Source organism: Burkholderia contaminans, assembly GCF_029633825.1.
In the GTDB taxonomy this organism is placed as follows: domain Bacteria; phylum Pseudomonadota; class Gammaproteobacteria; order Burkholderiales; family Burkholderiaceae; genus Burkholderia; species Burkholderia contaminans.
Genome location: NZ_CP090642.1, coordinates 818,604 through 831,823 on the forward strand (window position 1 = coordinate 818,604; position 13,220 = coordinate 831,823).

Annotated in this window: 12 protein-coding genes; 5 read left to right on the forward strand and 7 right to left on the reverse strand. The window is 66.3% G+C overall.

Annotation, left to right across the window (positions count from 1 at the left end):
• Positions 1–101: 101 nt before the first annotated feature.
• Positions 102–1,223 (reverse strand): DUF2827 domain-containing protein, encoded by a 1,122-nt coding sequence (locus tag LXE91_RS35760; protein ID WP_039371723.1) that lies wholly within the window; start codon positions 1,221–1,223, stop codon positions 102–104.
• A gap of 517 nt (positions 1,224–1,740) precedes the next feature.
• On the opposite strand from LXE91_RS35760, the gene LXE91_RS35765 reads away from it, so the two are divergent.
• Positions 1,741–2,061, forward strand: a complete 321-nt coding sequence (locus LXE91_RS35765) for a hypothetical protein (RefSeq protein WP_039371720.1) — start codon at positions 1,741–1,743, stop codon at positions 2,059–2,061.
• A 133-nt stretch (positions 2,062–2,194) separates the two neighbouring features.
• On the opposite strand, the gene LXE91_RS35770 is transcribed toward LXE91_RS35765, so the two are convergent.
• Together LXE91_RS35770 and LXE91_RS35775 are read right to left on the reverse strand one after the other, a co-directional pair.
• Complete coding sequence (locus LXE91_RS35770) at positions 2,195–3,193, reverse strand: ABC transporter substrate-binding protein (RefSeq protein ID WP_039371717.1); 999 nt, start codon at positions 3,191–3,193, stop codon at positions 2,195–2,197.
• A gap of 46 nt (positions 3,194–3,239) precedes the next feature.
• A complete protein-coding gene (locus LXE91_RS35775) occupies positions 3,240–3,584 on the reverse strand; it encodes a DUF3088 domain-containing protein (protein WP_039371714.1) in 345 nt (114 codons plus the stop codon).
• A 483-nt stretch (positions 3,585–4,067) separates the two neighbouring features.
• Here LXE91_RS35775 and LXE91_RS35780 point away from each other — a divergent pair, with 483 nt between their 5' ends.
• The 4 genes from LXE91_RS35780 (at position 4,068) to LXE91_RS35795 (ending at position 8,484) form a co-directional block, all read left to right on the forward strand.
• Positions 4,068–5,252 (forward strand): porin, encoded by a 1,185-nt coding sequence (locus LXE91_RS35780; protein ID WP_039371708.1) that lies wholly within the window; start codon positions 4,068–4,070, stop codon positions 5,250–5,252.
• A gap of 143 nt (positions 5,253–5,395) precedes the next feature.
• On the forward strand, positions 5,396–6,670 hold the full coding sequence (gene soxC, locus LXE91_RS35785; protein WP_039371705.1) for a sulfite dehydrogenase: 1,275 nt from the start codon (positions 5,396–5,398) through the stop codon (positions 6,668–6,670).
• Positions 6,663–7,187: a c-type cytochrome gene (locus tag LXE91_RS35790; protein WP_039371703.1), complete on the forward strand. Its 525-nt coding sequence runs from the start codon at positions 6,663–6,665 to the stop codon at positions 7,185–7,187. The genes soxC and LXE91_RS35790 overlap by 8 nt, the downstream gene beginning before the upstream one ends.
• A 109-nt stretch (positions 7,188–7,296) precedes the next feature.
• A complete protein-coding gene (locus LXE91_RS35795) occupies positions 7,297–8,484 on the forward strand; it encodes an LLM class flavin-dependent oxidoreductase (protein ID WP_039371699.1) in 1,188 nt (395 codons plus the stop codon).
• A 2-nt stretch (positions 8,485–8,486) separates the two neighbouring features.
• Here LXE91_RS35795 and LXE91_RS35800 read toward each other — a convergent pair whose 3' ends face one another.
• The 4 genes from LXE91_RS35800 to LXE91_RS35815 all read right to left on the reverse strand — a co-directional run bounded on the left by LXE91_RS35800 (position 8,487) and on the right by LXE91_RS35815 (position 13,157).
• Positions 8,487–9,857, reverse strand: coding sequence for an LLM class flavin-dependent oxidoreductase (locus tag LXE91_RS35800; protein WP_039371696.1), 1,371 nt, complete (start codon positions 9,855–9,857; stop codon positions 8,487–8,489).
• Positions 9,858–9,898: 41 nt separating this feature from the next.
• Positions 9,899–11,116: an acyl-CoA dehydrogenase family protein gene (locus tag LXE91_RS35805; RefSeq protein WP_039371693.1), complete on the reverse strand. Its 1,218-nt coding sequence runs from the start codon at positions 11,114–11,116 to the stop codon at positions 9,899–9,901.
• 167 nt (positions 11,117–11,283) lie between these two features.
• Positions 11,284–12,171 (reverse strand): ABC transporter permease, encoded by an 888-nt coding sequence (locus LXE91_RS35810; protein WP_039371690.1) that lies wholly within the window; start codon positions 12,169–12,171, stop codon positions 11,284–11,286.
• A complete protein-coding gene (locus tag LXE91_RS35815; protein WP_039371687.1) occupies positions 12,168–13,157 on the reverse strand; it encodes an ABC transporter ATP-binding protein in 990 nt (329 codons plus the stop codon). Before LXE91_RS35815 ends, LXE91_RS35810 begins: the two co-directional genes overlap by 4 nt.
• Positions 13,158–13,220 lie beyond the last annotated feature (63 nt).

The following is a 13,220-nucleotide window of genomic DNA, read 5'->3' on the forward strand; positions in this document are numbered from 1 at the left end:
TCAACCCCGATCTCGAGGCGAGAGCGACATGCGCATTCCGAATCGAGTTTCACTCGCTTCAGTCAGTGGCTTATCCGTTTTCCCAATGAAATGCCGTGAATTTAGTCGAAAAGACCGATCAGCAGCCTGTCATATGACTCGATTTGCTTCGAATTTGTCGATAGAAATCCACCGATGAATTCACGCTGCCGATTCTTGTAATCAATCCATTTTTCATCGTGCGAATCGATTGCCTGACCGAGTTGCAATGCACCCTCCTCCGCATCCTGTTCGTTATAAAAATAACCAAGCTCACGGCAGAGGTATGCGTTATGAATCAATGCATACCCGTTCCAGCAAACATCGAAATAGAAGTAATTCAGTGCGAGCCCTGATTGATGGGATATTACGATGTCGGTGAATTCGGAAAGAAATTGAGGGGTGTTGTAATAGCCGACAAAGCTTATTTTAGAATCTCGCACCAGGTCGAGGTGGTGCGCGATACCAATGAATTCGGGGCTGTTTTTTGCAAGATGCTCGGTGTTCGTCGCGTGCACATAAGCTATCTTTTCGCCAAATTTTCGATAGCCCAGTTCTGCGATCAAGAGCGGATAGAGGCAGAACTTCGTCACGTCGATATTCGGCTCCATGATGGAGAGGCGCTTCGGCTGCCCGGTTGGACGATACTCCCCGTGATGCGGGAGTGCTGCCGACCGCTCTTCGACGCACATCGGGTCCCAGACGAACGGGACTTCACGAACCGGCTGGCGCCGTAATACGCTGAAGTAGCTCGCGCTGGTATCGACAACTTGCGGGATGATCCACACCTGATCATAACGCTGGTTGATGAATACCGTTTCCGCATGGCGTCTGCCGAAAATCATCGCCTGCATCATGTGCACGTATTCCGGCCCGCAGCAGTAACTCACCACTTTTGTACCACGTGCCTGCAGATACGCGGTTTGCTGCTGGTCAATTTGTCCCCCGAGTTCGATCAGCACATCGAGCGAGTCTTTCGCATCGTCGAACGAGCGGATCGGATACTGCGTGGTATCCCACGGAAGTTCCGACGTGATCCTGACGTTCGTGGTATTGACGAGGGTTACCTGATGGCCAAGCGGCGAGTGTTGAAAGAGCTTCATCAGATACAAGGCATTCTGCTTGATGCCGTTGACCCAGAGACTCTCCGCCGCGTGGTGAAGGCCAATTGTGATACCGATGCTGAGTGAGCGTGCCAAACTCATGGGAGGTTCTCCAGGGTGCCGATCCGAAAAGGAGTTAGATCATAGCGCTGCACTCATCCCGAGCTGTCAAGAACTGTCAAAATATGACAGGCGGCTCGGCACGGTTGACCCTGCTTCCTCGGGCCGCGACCGTTGGCGCCATCAATCCGCGCGTACGCCGGATCGGCGAACGTGCGAGATCCACACCGCGATGGCCTCGTACGGATCATATTTCGTGCCGGAACGGCAATGCCCTGCAGCCAGGTCGATCACGCAGCCTCCACGCGCGCCAACCTCGACAAGGTGCCCGATTTCATCACGGCGCGATATCCCGACGCAGCATGAAAACACGCGCCTACCCGGGACGTTTGTTAAATAGCTTGAGCGACCGCCAACGTGCGAATGATTTGCCGTACTATCCGCCCGTCATCCTGGCTGATGTCGAATGCGGTCGAGCGACCTTGGGCAATGGCCACGGTTTTTTCAACTTCGGGAGCTCGAGCCGGGCGCCGATTTCATTTGAATGCCAGGACCGATCATGTTCCAGTCCCCCGGAGATTCATTCGTCAACGGTTCGTTGCTGGGCTTGTGCGTCGAGGTTCCGCTTGCCGCGATCGTTTCGCTGGCGATGCACGGCGTCGACTGGAACGGGCCGCGCATCGCGATGCTCATCGCCACGCCGGTGCTGATCGCGTGCGTCACCCTGCTGACGCGCCCCGTCGCATTCAGCACGGTATGGAAGCACAAACGCTCGCCGTTCGTGCTCGACGACAATGTGCGCGCATCGATTTACGGCCGGCTCTGCGGAATTGCGATCGGCGTCGTGTTCGGCATCATGGTCGCGACGACGTTCGCCTGATCCGGTCGACCGGATCTCGCGACGAGACTCACTGCAGGCGGGATGCCGGGTTCGCGCGCGGTGAACAGCGCCTTCGAGAGCACGTGTTCATCCGCATCCCCCACTCACTCGGGCGCCTTCTCGTTACGCTCGATCACGTCGCCGCGACCAGCGCATTGAACGACGTATCCCACAGCGGCGCAACATTGGCCGGCCCGTCCAGCACACCGATCCGCGCGAACACATCCGCGACCTGCTGATGCTGCGCCACCACGTCGGGCGTCACCGGCAGCAGCGCGTAGTCTTCGCTGCGCTGATCGAACATCGCGACGAGATCGGCGACCGGCACGCGCGTCTCGCTGTTCTGCGCGAGCGCATAGTCGCGGAAATGCCCGTTCGCCCATGCATACGCGCGCCGGAATCGCAGCAGCAGATCGCCCGTTGCCGCGCGACGGCGCGCATCGTCGAGCGTGCGCGGGTTCGCATAGACCGGGAAGTTGCCCGACAGATAGCCCTTCCCCGTCTTCAACACACGTGCACCGTAGCGATTGCGCGCGAGCTGGCCGTTGTAGCCGTAGATCGCCCACGCGTCGATGTCGCCGCGATCGTAGGCGGACAAGCCGTCGCTTGGCGACAGGTTGATCGGCTGGATGTCGTCGAAGCTCAGGCCGGCCTCCGTGAGCTGGCGATACAGGAAGTAGTGCGACGTCGTCGCACGCACGTACCCGACACGCTTGCCCTTCAGGTCTGCAATGCTGCGGATCGGCGTGTCCTTGCGCGCGAGCGTGACCTGGTTGTTCAGGTCTTCGCGCACGCGGGTGATGAGCCGCACGTTGGCCTTCTGCCGCGCGGCGAATACGGCCGGAATTTCGCTTCCCGAACCGATGTCGAGCGCATCCGCGTTGAGCGCCTCGATATGCAGCACGCCGTTGTTCAGCTCGCGCCAGTCGATCCGGTACGGTGTGTCGGCCAGCCCGGCCGCCTGCAGCAGCGCGCGCCAGCCACCCTTGTAGGTTGCGACACGCAACGTGGTGCCGGCGAGATCGCTGTTGGCAGCGGGCGTGGCGAACGCGGCCTTCGCGGCCCAGGGCGCCGCCGCCACCGCGGCGCCGGCAAACAGCAAACGGCGACGCGCCGCCGAAATTGACGACATCGGATGCTCCTGTCGGTCGATCAAACGGGAAGTGAAAATCGCCGCGTCAATGCAGCACCGGAAATCCGTGGCGTTCGGCCAGCAGTTCGAGGATGCGGCGCGCGTCGGTGACGAAGCGCACGTCGCCGAGCGTCTGTGCGTCGTCCGGCGCCGGCTGGTCGCGGCCGAGCACGAGGACCGGCAGCCCCTGGTGCGCATCGTCGAGCGCGTCGATCACCGCGTGCCGCGGCCGCTCGAAGCCGACACGTTTCACGTCGATTCGATTCGCGCGATCGGGCGCGCTCGCCAGCAGCCCCTCGATCGACAATCCATGCGGGCAGACGAAGCGCTGGCCCGGATGCTTCGGATCGGCAAAGCCCGGTTCCAGCAGAAACAGCACATCGCGACTCATGACAGACAGCTCCCGTGTTTGTTGTTCAGCCGGGATGAATGCGCTTGGGCGCCCTTCTGTTCCCGGAGCATGCCGGCCCGAGGCCGGATGCCCGACTCTACCGTCACGCGTCGCACGGCCCTACCAACGTTTTGCGGAATCGATATGCGGCCGCGCGTAGCGCACCGGGCGCCCGCCGCACAGCGGGCGTTGCGTAAAAACATCGCGCGCCGGGACGCAGGTATTGCGCACATCGAACGATTTCAGCGATCGATATGACGGCGCCCGCGTGTATCCGGTGCCCGACGTTCGCCGTTCGCGCGATACGTTCGCCGCAGCATGGGTGCCGGACGCGATCGCGGCGCACATGCAGGGCTTGCGGCAACGCCTATTGCAAATCGGCCGCGCAGCGATTTGCAAACCACGGATCGACCGTTCGCCGGCACCGCCGTCATCAATAGGATCGTGATCCTCGCAGATGTACCCATAAAAAAGAGGATAGTCATGATCAGAAAATCGGTAGTCCTGGGTTTGGTTTCGATCGGTTCGGTCAGCGCGCATGCGCAGAGTTCGGTCACGTTGTACGGTGTCGTCGATGCCGGTTTCGCTTATACGAACAACCAGGGTGGCGCAAGCAACATCCAGCAGACGAGCGGCAAGCTGAGCGGCAGCCGCTGGGGCTTGAAAGGCGTGGAAGATCTCGGCGGCGGGCTGCAGGCGGTCTTCACGCTCGAAAGCGGGTTCCGGCCGAGCGACGGCGGGCTCGGCCAGGGCGGCCGCCTGTTCGGCCGCTCCGCATACGTGGGCCTGGCCAGCAAGGGGCTCGGCACGCTGACCTTCGGCCGCCAGTACGAGCCGATCACCGACCTCGTTGCGCAGTACTCGGGGTCCGGCTTCTGGTCGCCGGCCACGCACGTGGGCGACAACGACAACATGAACCAGAGCTTCCGCCTGAACAACGCGGTGAAGTTCCGCAGCGACACGATCGCCGGCTTCACGGCCGACCTGCTCTACGCGTTCAGCAACCAGGCCAACGGTGGCGCGGGCACCGGGTTCTCGAACAACAACGCGTGGGGCGCGTCGGCGAACTACGTGAACGGCCCGTTGTCGGTGGGCGCCGGCTATGTCCGCATCAATCATCCGAATTCGACGTCGAATACGAGCGGCGCGGTGGGCGGTGCGACCTCCACCACCGGCAACGATTACAGCGGCGGATTCTTCTACGGGCTGAACGGCGGCGTGCTCAAGCAGCAGATCGGCGTGGTGGGCGCGAACTACGCGCTCGGCCGTACGACGCTGGGCTTCGCGTGGAGCCACACGCAGCTCGACTATCTCGACCGTTCGTCGCGCAAGTTCAACAACTACGACGTGAACGCGCGTTACCAGATCACACCGGCCGCCACGCTGATCGGTGTCTACACGTTCACCGACGGGCGCGCGAGCGGCCTGCCGGGCACCGGCGGCCAGACGCTGAAGCCGCGCTGGCACCAGTTCACGCTCGGGTTCGACTACGCGTTGTCGAAGCGCACGGATATCTACCTGTCCGGCATCTACCAGCTCGCGGCCGGCGATCCGAGCACGGCGACGGCGGGCGGCTATCGCAGGATCGCGGCGATCTCGAACATCGGGAGCGCTTCGTCGACGAACCGCCAGGTCGCGTTCGTCAGCGGGCTGCGCGTGAAGTTCTGACGGCGCGTGCATCGGGCGCGGCGCGGCGTGCTGCGGCGGGGCGCGATAAGCAAAGCGGGAATCGTTGTTTGCCGCGCCGGGTCCGGTTGCCGAGAATGGGCGTTTCCCCGCGCGCTGCCCCGGCGCGCGATACGCGTTCGACCATGACCGACTCCCGTTTCCCGCCCCGTCCACCGCGCAGCGGCCGGCGCGCAGCACTGCGCCGGCTCGCCGGCGGATGGGCGGCAGCGATGCTGCCTGCCGGCGGCGCGCTGGCGAGCCAGCCGCTCGCCCCGCTCTCTGCGCTCGACGTGCCGCCATGGACCCGCGGTCCGGGCGCGCCGCTGCTGTCGCCGCCCTACGGCATGCCGGGACCGCACGAGCGCGACGTGATCCGCCGCAGCGCCCGTACGCCGGCGTTGCCCGGCTCCGGCTCGTCGATGACACCGCTCGCCGACCTGTTCGGCGACATCACGCCGAACGGCCTCGTCTACGAGCGTCATCACGCGGGCGTACCCGAGATCGATGCGCAGCGTCATCGCATCGTCGTGCACGGCCTCGTGCGCGAGCCGCGCGTGTTCACGATCGATGACCTGCTGCGCTTTCCGTCCGAATCGCGGATCCACTTCCTCGAATGCTCGGGCAACACCGGCAGCGAATGGAATGGCCCGAGCGGGCTGCCCGTTCAGTTCACGCACGGGCTGCTGTCGTGCTGCGAATGGACGGGTGTCCGGCTGTCGACGCTGCTCGACGAAACCGGCATCGATCCGGACGCACGCTGGCTGCTTGCCGAAGGCGCCGACGGCGCGGCGATGACACGCAGCCTGCCGCTCGACCGGATCCTCGAGCGCGCGCTCGTCGTCTATGCGCAGAACGGCGAACGGCTGCGCCCCGAGAACGGCTATCCGGTGCGGCTGATCGTGCCGGGTTTCGAAGGCAACACGAACATCAAGTGGCTGCGGCGGCTGAAGCTGGTGCGCGCGCCGGAGATGACGCGCGAGGAAACGTCGAAATACACGAACCTGCTGCCCGGCGGCTGCGCGCGCCAGTTCGTGTTCGAGATGGATGCGAAGTCGGTCATCACGCGGCCGTCGGCCGGCCATCGGCTCACCGCGCACGGCTATTACCCGATCGGCGGCTACGCGTGGTCGGGACGCGGCCGGATTCGCGCGGTCGACGTCTCGACCGACGGCGGCCGCACGTGGCGGCCCGCGCGACTCACGGGCGACGTGCGCGATCGCGCGCTGACGCGCTTCGAAGCCGACTGGATCTGGAACGGCGAGCCGGCCGACCTGCAAAGCCGCGCCACCGACGACACCGGCTATGTTCAACCGACCCGCGAAGCGCTCGTCGCCGTGCGCGGCGTCAACTCGCAGTACCACTACAACGGCATCCAGAACTGGCGCGTCGGCGCGGACGGCGAGGTGCGCAATGCGTAAGCTGCTTGCCTGCCTGCTCGCCGCATCCCTGCTGGTTCCGAGTGCATTCGGCGCGGGCTACGGTCTCGGCCAGCCGGTCGACCGTGCCGCGCTTGCCGCGTGGGACATCGACATCGCGCCAGACGGCAGCGGCCTGCCGCCCGGCGCGGGCACGGTCGCGCGCGGCGCTCACGTGTTCGCGGACAAATGCGCGATGTGCCACGGCGCCGGCGGCGAAGGCGGCGTCGGCGATCCGCTCGTCGGCGGCATCGGCTCGCTCGCGAGCGCCAAGCCGAAAAAGACGGTCGGCAGCTACTGGCCGTATGCGACGACGCTGTTCGACTACATCCGCCGCGCGATGCCGTACAACGCACCGCAATCGCTGAGCGCGGACGAAGTCTATGCGGTCACCGCGTATGTGCTCCATCTGAACGGCATCGTGCCCGGCGATGCACGGCTCGACTCGCGCACGCTGCCACGCGTGCGGATGCCGAATCGCGAAGGTTTCGTGCCCGATCCGAGGCCCGGCACGCTATGACGCCGCTCGATCCACTCGCAGGCCCGTCGTGCACGGCACCCGCGCGATTCGCCGCCGCCCGTGCGCGCCGTTGTGGCCCGGTACGTGCCCTATCCGCAAGGAACCCATCATGAGCGACACCACCTTCGCCGCTCCGGTCGCGCCGTCGCCGTTCGTCGACGTCCGCTCGCCGGCGGATTTCCCCGACAGCCCGGTGTCGCGCGTCCTCGCGCAGCCGCTGATGCTCGGGCTGTTCCTGCCGATCCAGGCCGGCGGCTGGAGCGCGTCGACGCTGCCGCGCACGACCGACTGGACCTTCGACTACAACGCCGACCTGGTCGCGCGCGCGGAGGCGCTCGGCTTCGATCTCGTGTTCGCGCTGTCGCAGTGGCTGCCGAAAGGCGGCTACGGCGGCGTGTTCGACGGCCACGCGCTCGACTCGTTCATGACGCTGGCCGCGCTGACCGCGCGTACCGAACGGATCATCCTCGTCGCGACGAGCCACGTGCTCTACGGCCCATGGCATCCGCTGCATTTCGCGAAGTTCACCGCGACGCTCGATCACATCTCGCGCGGGCGCTGGGGCATCAACGTCGTGACCGGCCACCGCGCGATCGAGCACGAGATGTTTGGCTGGAACCTGATCGAACACGACCGGCGCTACGAAATGGCCGCCGAGTTCGTCGATGCGGTCCAGCAGCTGTGGGCGCAACCGGACAATTTCAGCTACACGCCCGAACTGTCGAGCTGGCGGCTGGGCGGAGCCTTCGTGACGCCGAAGCCGCGCTACGGCCGCCCGCTGCTGATCAACGCGACCGGGTCCGACGCGGGCATCGACTTCGCGGCACGCTATTCGGACATCGTGTTCGTCACGAGCCCGGCCGGCCCCGACGCCGAACGCGCGATCGATGCACTGCCCGCGCATACCGCGCGTGTGAAGGCGGCGGCCGCGGCCCGCGGCCGGGCGATCCGCACGCTGCTCAACCCGCTCGTGATCTGCCGCGAAACGGCGGCCGAAGCGCGGGCGTACCGCGACGCAATCGTCGCGCATGCGGACGAAGGCAGCTTTCATCGCTTCGACAGCGATGCGCATGCGTGGCGCGGCGGCTTCGATCAGCGCTCGCAGGCGGCTTCGCGCGCGATCGGCGGCAATATCTCGATCACGGGCTCGCCCGAGGAAGTCGCCGATACGATCGTGCGCTTGCACCGCGCGGGCATCGACGGCATCCAGCTGAGCTTCTACGACTTCAAGCCCGATCTCGACTTCTTCGGCGAGCGCGTGCTTCCGCTGCTGCGCGACGCCGGCCTGCGGCGCTGACGTCAGGCGGCAGTATCGGCATGAGCGGCCTGAGCGGCGGTGGCGTGGCGCACGGGCCGCCGCAGCCCGAGATGCTCGCGCAGCGTATGGCCGGCATAGTCGTGGCGAAACAGCCCGCGGCGGCGCAACTCGGGCAGCACCAGCGCGATGAAATCGTCGAGGCCGCCGGGCAACGTCGGCGCCATCACGTTGTAGCCGTCCGCGCCGTAATGCACGAAGCGCTCCTCGAGCTGGTCGACGATCTGCTCCGGCGTGCCGACGAGCTGCCAGTGGCCGCGCGCCCCCGCAATGCGCAAGTAGAGTTCGCGAATCGTCAGGTTCTCGCGGCGCGCGAGCTCGATCGTCAGCGCCTGCCGGCTCTTGCTGGCGTTGGTCTCCGGCAGCGGCGGAATCGGGCCGTCGAGCGGATAGGCGGACAGGTCGAACCCGCCGGTGAGGCCGGATACGAGCGCGAGCCCGACCGCCGGGTCGATCAACGACTGCAGCGCGTCGAATTTCTCCTTCGCTTCGCTTTCGGTACGGCCCACCACCGGAAACACGCCGGGCATGATCTTCAGCGTATCGGGGTCGCGGCCGAACGCCGCGAGCTGGCCCTTCACGTCCGCATAAAACGCGACCGCGTCGTCGAGCGTCTGCTGCGCGGTGAAGATCACCTCGGCGGTGCGCGCGGCCAGCCGCGTACCGGCCGGCGACGAGCCTGCCTGCACGACGACCGGGTGTCCCTGCGGCGGCCGCGCGACGTTCAAGGGCCCGCGCACCTGGAAGAAGCGGCCGCGATGGTCGAGGACGTGGCGCTTGCGGGGATCGAAGAAACGGCCCGATGCGCGATCGCGCACGAACGCATCGTCGTCCCAGCTATCCCACAGGCCGCGCACGACATCCGCGAATTCCTCCGCGCGCGCATAGCGTTCCGCATGATCGAAATGCGCGTCGCGATTGAAGTTGCGCGCCTCGTGCGCACTCGACGACGTGACGAGGTTCCAGCCCGCGCGGCCGCCGCTGATGTGGTCGAGCGAAGCGAACTTGCGCGCGATGTGAAACGGCTCGTTGAAACTCGTCGACGCGGTGCCGACGAGGCCGATCCGCTCGGTGACGGCCGCGAGCGCCGACAGCAGCGTCAGCGGCTCGAACTGCGCGACGTAGCTGTGCGCGGTGCGGCTCAGGAACTCGACGTCGTCGCCGCGCGTGCCGACGCCGTCGGCAAGGAACACGAGATCGAACTTCGCGGCCTCGGCTGCCTGCGCGAGCCGCACGTAGTGGCCGAAATCGACGCCCGCGTCGGCCTGCGAATCGGGATGACGCCACGCGGCGATGTGATGGCCGGTCGGGTACAGGAATGCGCCGAGATGCAGGTGTCCGGTGCGGGTCGTCATCGGGAGGGTTTCCGGTAAAGGGGGCCGCGCGCGTGGCCGGGTCAGAACACGCGGCCTTCGGTCAGGTGCGTCGTCACGCCGTTCAGCTCGTAGTCGCCGATCACGCGTGCCTTGTGCAGCAACGGGTTATGACTGAAGATCGTGCGCAGGTTGCGCCAGTGCCGGTCGAGGTTGTGTTCGCGCGCCGTCGCCGACGCGCCGCCGACTTCGAACAGCCGCTCCGCCGCATGCAGCGCCAGCTTGCTGACGATGAGCTGCGTGCGTGCCGTCGCGAGTGCGCTGTCGAGCACCAGCGCATGCGCATCGGCATCGCCGGCTTCGATCGCGTCGGCGGAACGGTCGAGCGCCCGCGCGTTTTCGCGGACGAGCGCATCGATTGCATGACTGTGCGCGGACAGCTCGCCGACGACCTGCTGGATGAAATGATCGTCGCGCGCGGTCGGCGCCGGGCTGTGCAGCACCGGGCGGCCGTGCGCGAGCACGTAGCGACGCGCATCGGCAACCACGTTGCGCACGATGCCCGCGCCTGTCGCGACGAGATGCAGCTGCCGCAGCGCGCCGCAATGGCGGCCGACGAGCGTCGAACCGTCTCGCGCGGCTACTTCCTCCGCGAACACCTGCACGTCGTTCAGCAACAGGCTGCCGCTCGCGGTCATGCGCTGGCCCATGCCGTCCCAGTCGTCGAGCACCTGCACGCCGTCGCGCGTGACGGGAATGATCACGGCGACCGCGTCGCCCTGCTCGGTCTCCACGTTGATGCGCGCGAAATCGGCAAACGCGGTGCCGGTCGAATAGTATTTGCGGCCCGTCACGCGATAGTGATCGCCGTCCCGGCGCAGTACCGTGGTGTTCTCGCCGGGCCGCGACGTGCCGCGCTCGGTTGACGCGCCGCCGAAGATCGCACCGGCCAGCGCGCGCTCGAGCTGTACATCGTTGAACGGCGTGCGCGGCGAAAGCCGCAGCGTCTCGATCTGGTCGTAGTGGATCCGCAGCGCGTGCGCGAGATTAGAATCGGCGGCGGCCAGCGTTGCGATCGTGTCGAACAGGTCGACCAGCGTGCCGCCGAGGCCGCCGCGTGCGACCGGAATCCGCAGCACGCCCAGCGCGGAACGCCGGAAGATCGCGAAACCCTCGAACGGCAGTTCGCGACGCGCCTCGCGTTGCGCGGCATCCTGCCCGATCGCGTTCGCGAGATCGGGTAGCGCGGCAAGCGCGTCGCGCAACGCGTCGCGCGGATCGACGGCATCACGGGCAGTCATTCGGCAGGTCCTTGTTCGAGAAGATCGGACGCTGCGTCGCGCGATCGCGGCATTCGCGAACCGCCGCGTGCGCAGCATCGCAAAGTATAGGGACGCACCCGGCGCGCGTGAAAAGCCGATTTCAGCTTACGTTATGCGTGCGCCGGGAATTGCCGCGTGCGGTTACGTCAATGCTGGATGCCCCAGCGCCGCACGGTCACGCGTTCGAGCGTGTCGAACACGAGGTTCTCGACGAGCAGGCCGATCACGATGACGGCCGCGAGGCCTGCGAACACGCGATCCGTATACAGCTCGTTGCGGTTCTGGAAGATGTACCAGCCGAGCCCGCCCTGGCCCGCACTCGCACCGAATACCAGCTCGGCCGCGATCAGCGTTCGCCACGCAAACGCCCAGCCGACGCGCAGGCCCGACAGGATCGACGGCAGTGCGGCCGGCACGAGGATCAGCGCGATCTGGCGCAGGCCCGTGAGGCCGTAGTTGCGCCCCGCCATCTTCAGCGTGGCCGGCACGCCCGCAAAGCCTGTATACATGCTGAGCGCGAGCGGCCACAGCACCGCGTGCACGAGCACGAACAGCAGGCTGCCGGTGCCGAGCCCGAACCACAGCAGCGCGATCGGCAGCAACGCGATCGACGGCAGCGGATTGAACATCGACGTCAGCATCGCCAGCAGGTCGCGGCCGATGCGCGTCGATACCGCGAGCGACGTCAGCGCAAATGCGAAGAACACGCCCAGCGCGTAGCCGCGCAGCAGCACCGACAGCGAGATGCCCGTCTTCACCAGCAGTTCGCCCGATTCGATGCCCTGCACGAACGCGGCCAGCGTCGCGCCGAAGGTCGGCACGAGCAGATCGTTCGCGACGATGCGCGCGACGATCTCCCATCCGGCAATCAGCACGAGTGCGATGACGCTGCGCCGAAACCATCCCGTACCGGCGACGCGACGCCACAGCGGAGCCGGCACGGCACGTTCGGCATCGGGCACTGCGTCGAGCGTGCGTTCGTATTCGGCGCGCACGGGCGGTAGCGGCGGGAGGGCCGGATCGATCGTGCTCATGATGCGGCTTCCTCCGTCGTCGGGGCGCTGGTCGTGTCGGTATCGAACAGCAGGCGATGTATTCGCGCGACGTTGTCGCGGAAGTCGCCGGTGTCGACGTCGTCGAGCGAATGCTCGTGGCTGTTGAGTTCCGCACGCACGCGGCCCGGATGGGGCGACAGCAGCAGGATCCGGTTGCCGACGACGAGCGCTTCCTCGATCGAATGCGTGACGAACAGCAGCGTGAAGCGGAACTCGTCCCACAGGCGCAGCAGTTCCTCTTGCATCTTGCGGCGCGTCAACGCGTCGAGCGCGGCGAACGGCTCGTCCATCAGCAGCACGCGCGGCTGCATCGCCAGTGCGCGCGCGATCGCGACGCGCTGCTTCATGCCGCCCGACAGCGTGTGCGGATAGGCGTCGGCGAACCCGCTCAACCCGACCTTGTCGAGATAATGCAGCGCGCGCTCCCTTGCTTCGGTGCGTGACAACTTTGCGGCGGCACGCAACGGAAACGCGACGTTTTCGACGACCGTCTTCCACGGCGGCAACTGGTCGAATTCCTGGAACACCACGACGCGGTCAGGCCCCGGACCGCGCACCGGCCGACCGTCGAGCGCGATCGAACCCGATACGGGCTCGATGAAGCCGGCAATCGCCTTCAGCAGCGTCGACTTTCCGCACCCCGACGGGCCGAGCAGCACGAAGCGGTCGCTGCCGTACACGTCGAAGCTGACCTGGTGGGTCGCGCGCACGATCCGCGCGCCGCTCCGGTATTCGAGGTTCACGCGGTCGATCGCGAGCAGGCGTTCACTGTGCGCGCCGGCCTGCGCGGCATCCGGCGCGGGCCGGCCGGCGACCGGCGCATCGGGCACGGGGTGGCCGGCAGGCGCCGCGCCGCCGCGTGCCGCATACGGCGGCAGCCAGGTTCGGGGAGAAGTGGCGTTCACGATCGAATCTCTTGCGGGTAAAGCATCAGCATGCGGCCAGCCCTGTCGCGGACCAACCATCGATTGCACATATCGAAACCGCGCCGACGCATAAGCGTCGATTGCGGCGTCGAAGCGGCTCCG

Excerpts from the sequence above, each read along its gene's own strand:
- LXE91_RS35815 (WP_039371687.1), bottom strand. The coding sequence starts at position 13,157 with ATGGTTGGTCCGCGACAGGGCTGGCCGCATGCTGATGCTTTACCCGCA.
- LXE91_RS35790 (WP_039371703.1), top strand. The coding sequence starts at position 6,663 with ATGCGTAAGCTGCTTGCCTGCCTGCTCGCCGCATCCCTGCTGGTTCCG.
- LXE91_RS35770 (WP_039371717.1), bottom strand. The coding sequence starts at position 3,193 with ATGTCGTCAATTTCGGCGGCGCGTCGCCGTTTGCTGTTTGCCGGCGCC.
- LXE91_RS35805 (WP_039371693.1), bottom strand. The coding sequence starts at position 11,116 with ATGACTGCCCGTGATGCCGTCGATCCGCGCGACGCGTTGCGCGACGCG.
- LXE91_RS35780 (WP_039371708.1), top strand. The coding sequence starts at position 4,068 with ATGATCAGAAAATCGGTAGTCCTGGGTTTGGTTTCGATCGGTTCGGTC.
- LXE91_RS35760 (WP_039371723.1), bottom strand. The coding sequence starts at position 1,223 with ATGAGTTTGGCACGCTCACTCAGCATCGGTATCACAATTGGCCTTCAC.
- LXE91_RS35810 (WP_039371690.1), bottom strand. The coding sequence starts at position 12,171 with ATGAGCACGATCGATCCGGCCCTCCCGCCGCTACCGCCCGTGCGCGCC.
- LXE91_RS35795 (WP_039371699.1), top strand. The coding sequence starts at position 7,297 with ATGAGCGACACCACCTTCGCCGCTCCGGTCGCGCCGTCGCCGTTCGTC.
- LXE91_RS35800 (WP_039371696.1), bottom strand. The coding sequence starts at position 9,857 with ATGACGACCCGCACCGGACACCTGCATCTCGGCGCATTCCTGTACCCG.
- soxC (WP_039371705.1), top strand. The coding sequence starts at position 5,396 with ATGACCGACTCCCGTTTCCCGCCCCGTCCACCGCGCAGCGGCCGGCGC.
- LXE91_RS35775 (WP_039371714.1), bottom strand. The coding sequence starts at position 3,584 with ATGAGTCGCGATGTGCTGTTTCTGCTGGAACCGGGCTTTGCCGATCCG.
- LXE91_RS35765 (WP_039371720.1), top strand. The coding sequence starts at position 1,741 with ATGTTCCAGTCCCCCGGAGATTCATTCGTCAACGGTTCGTTGCTGGGC.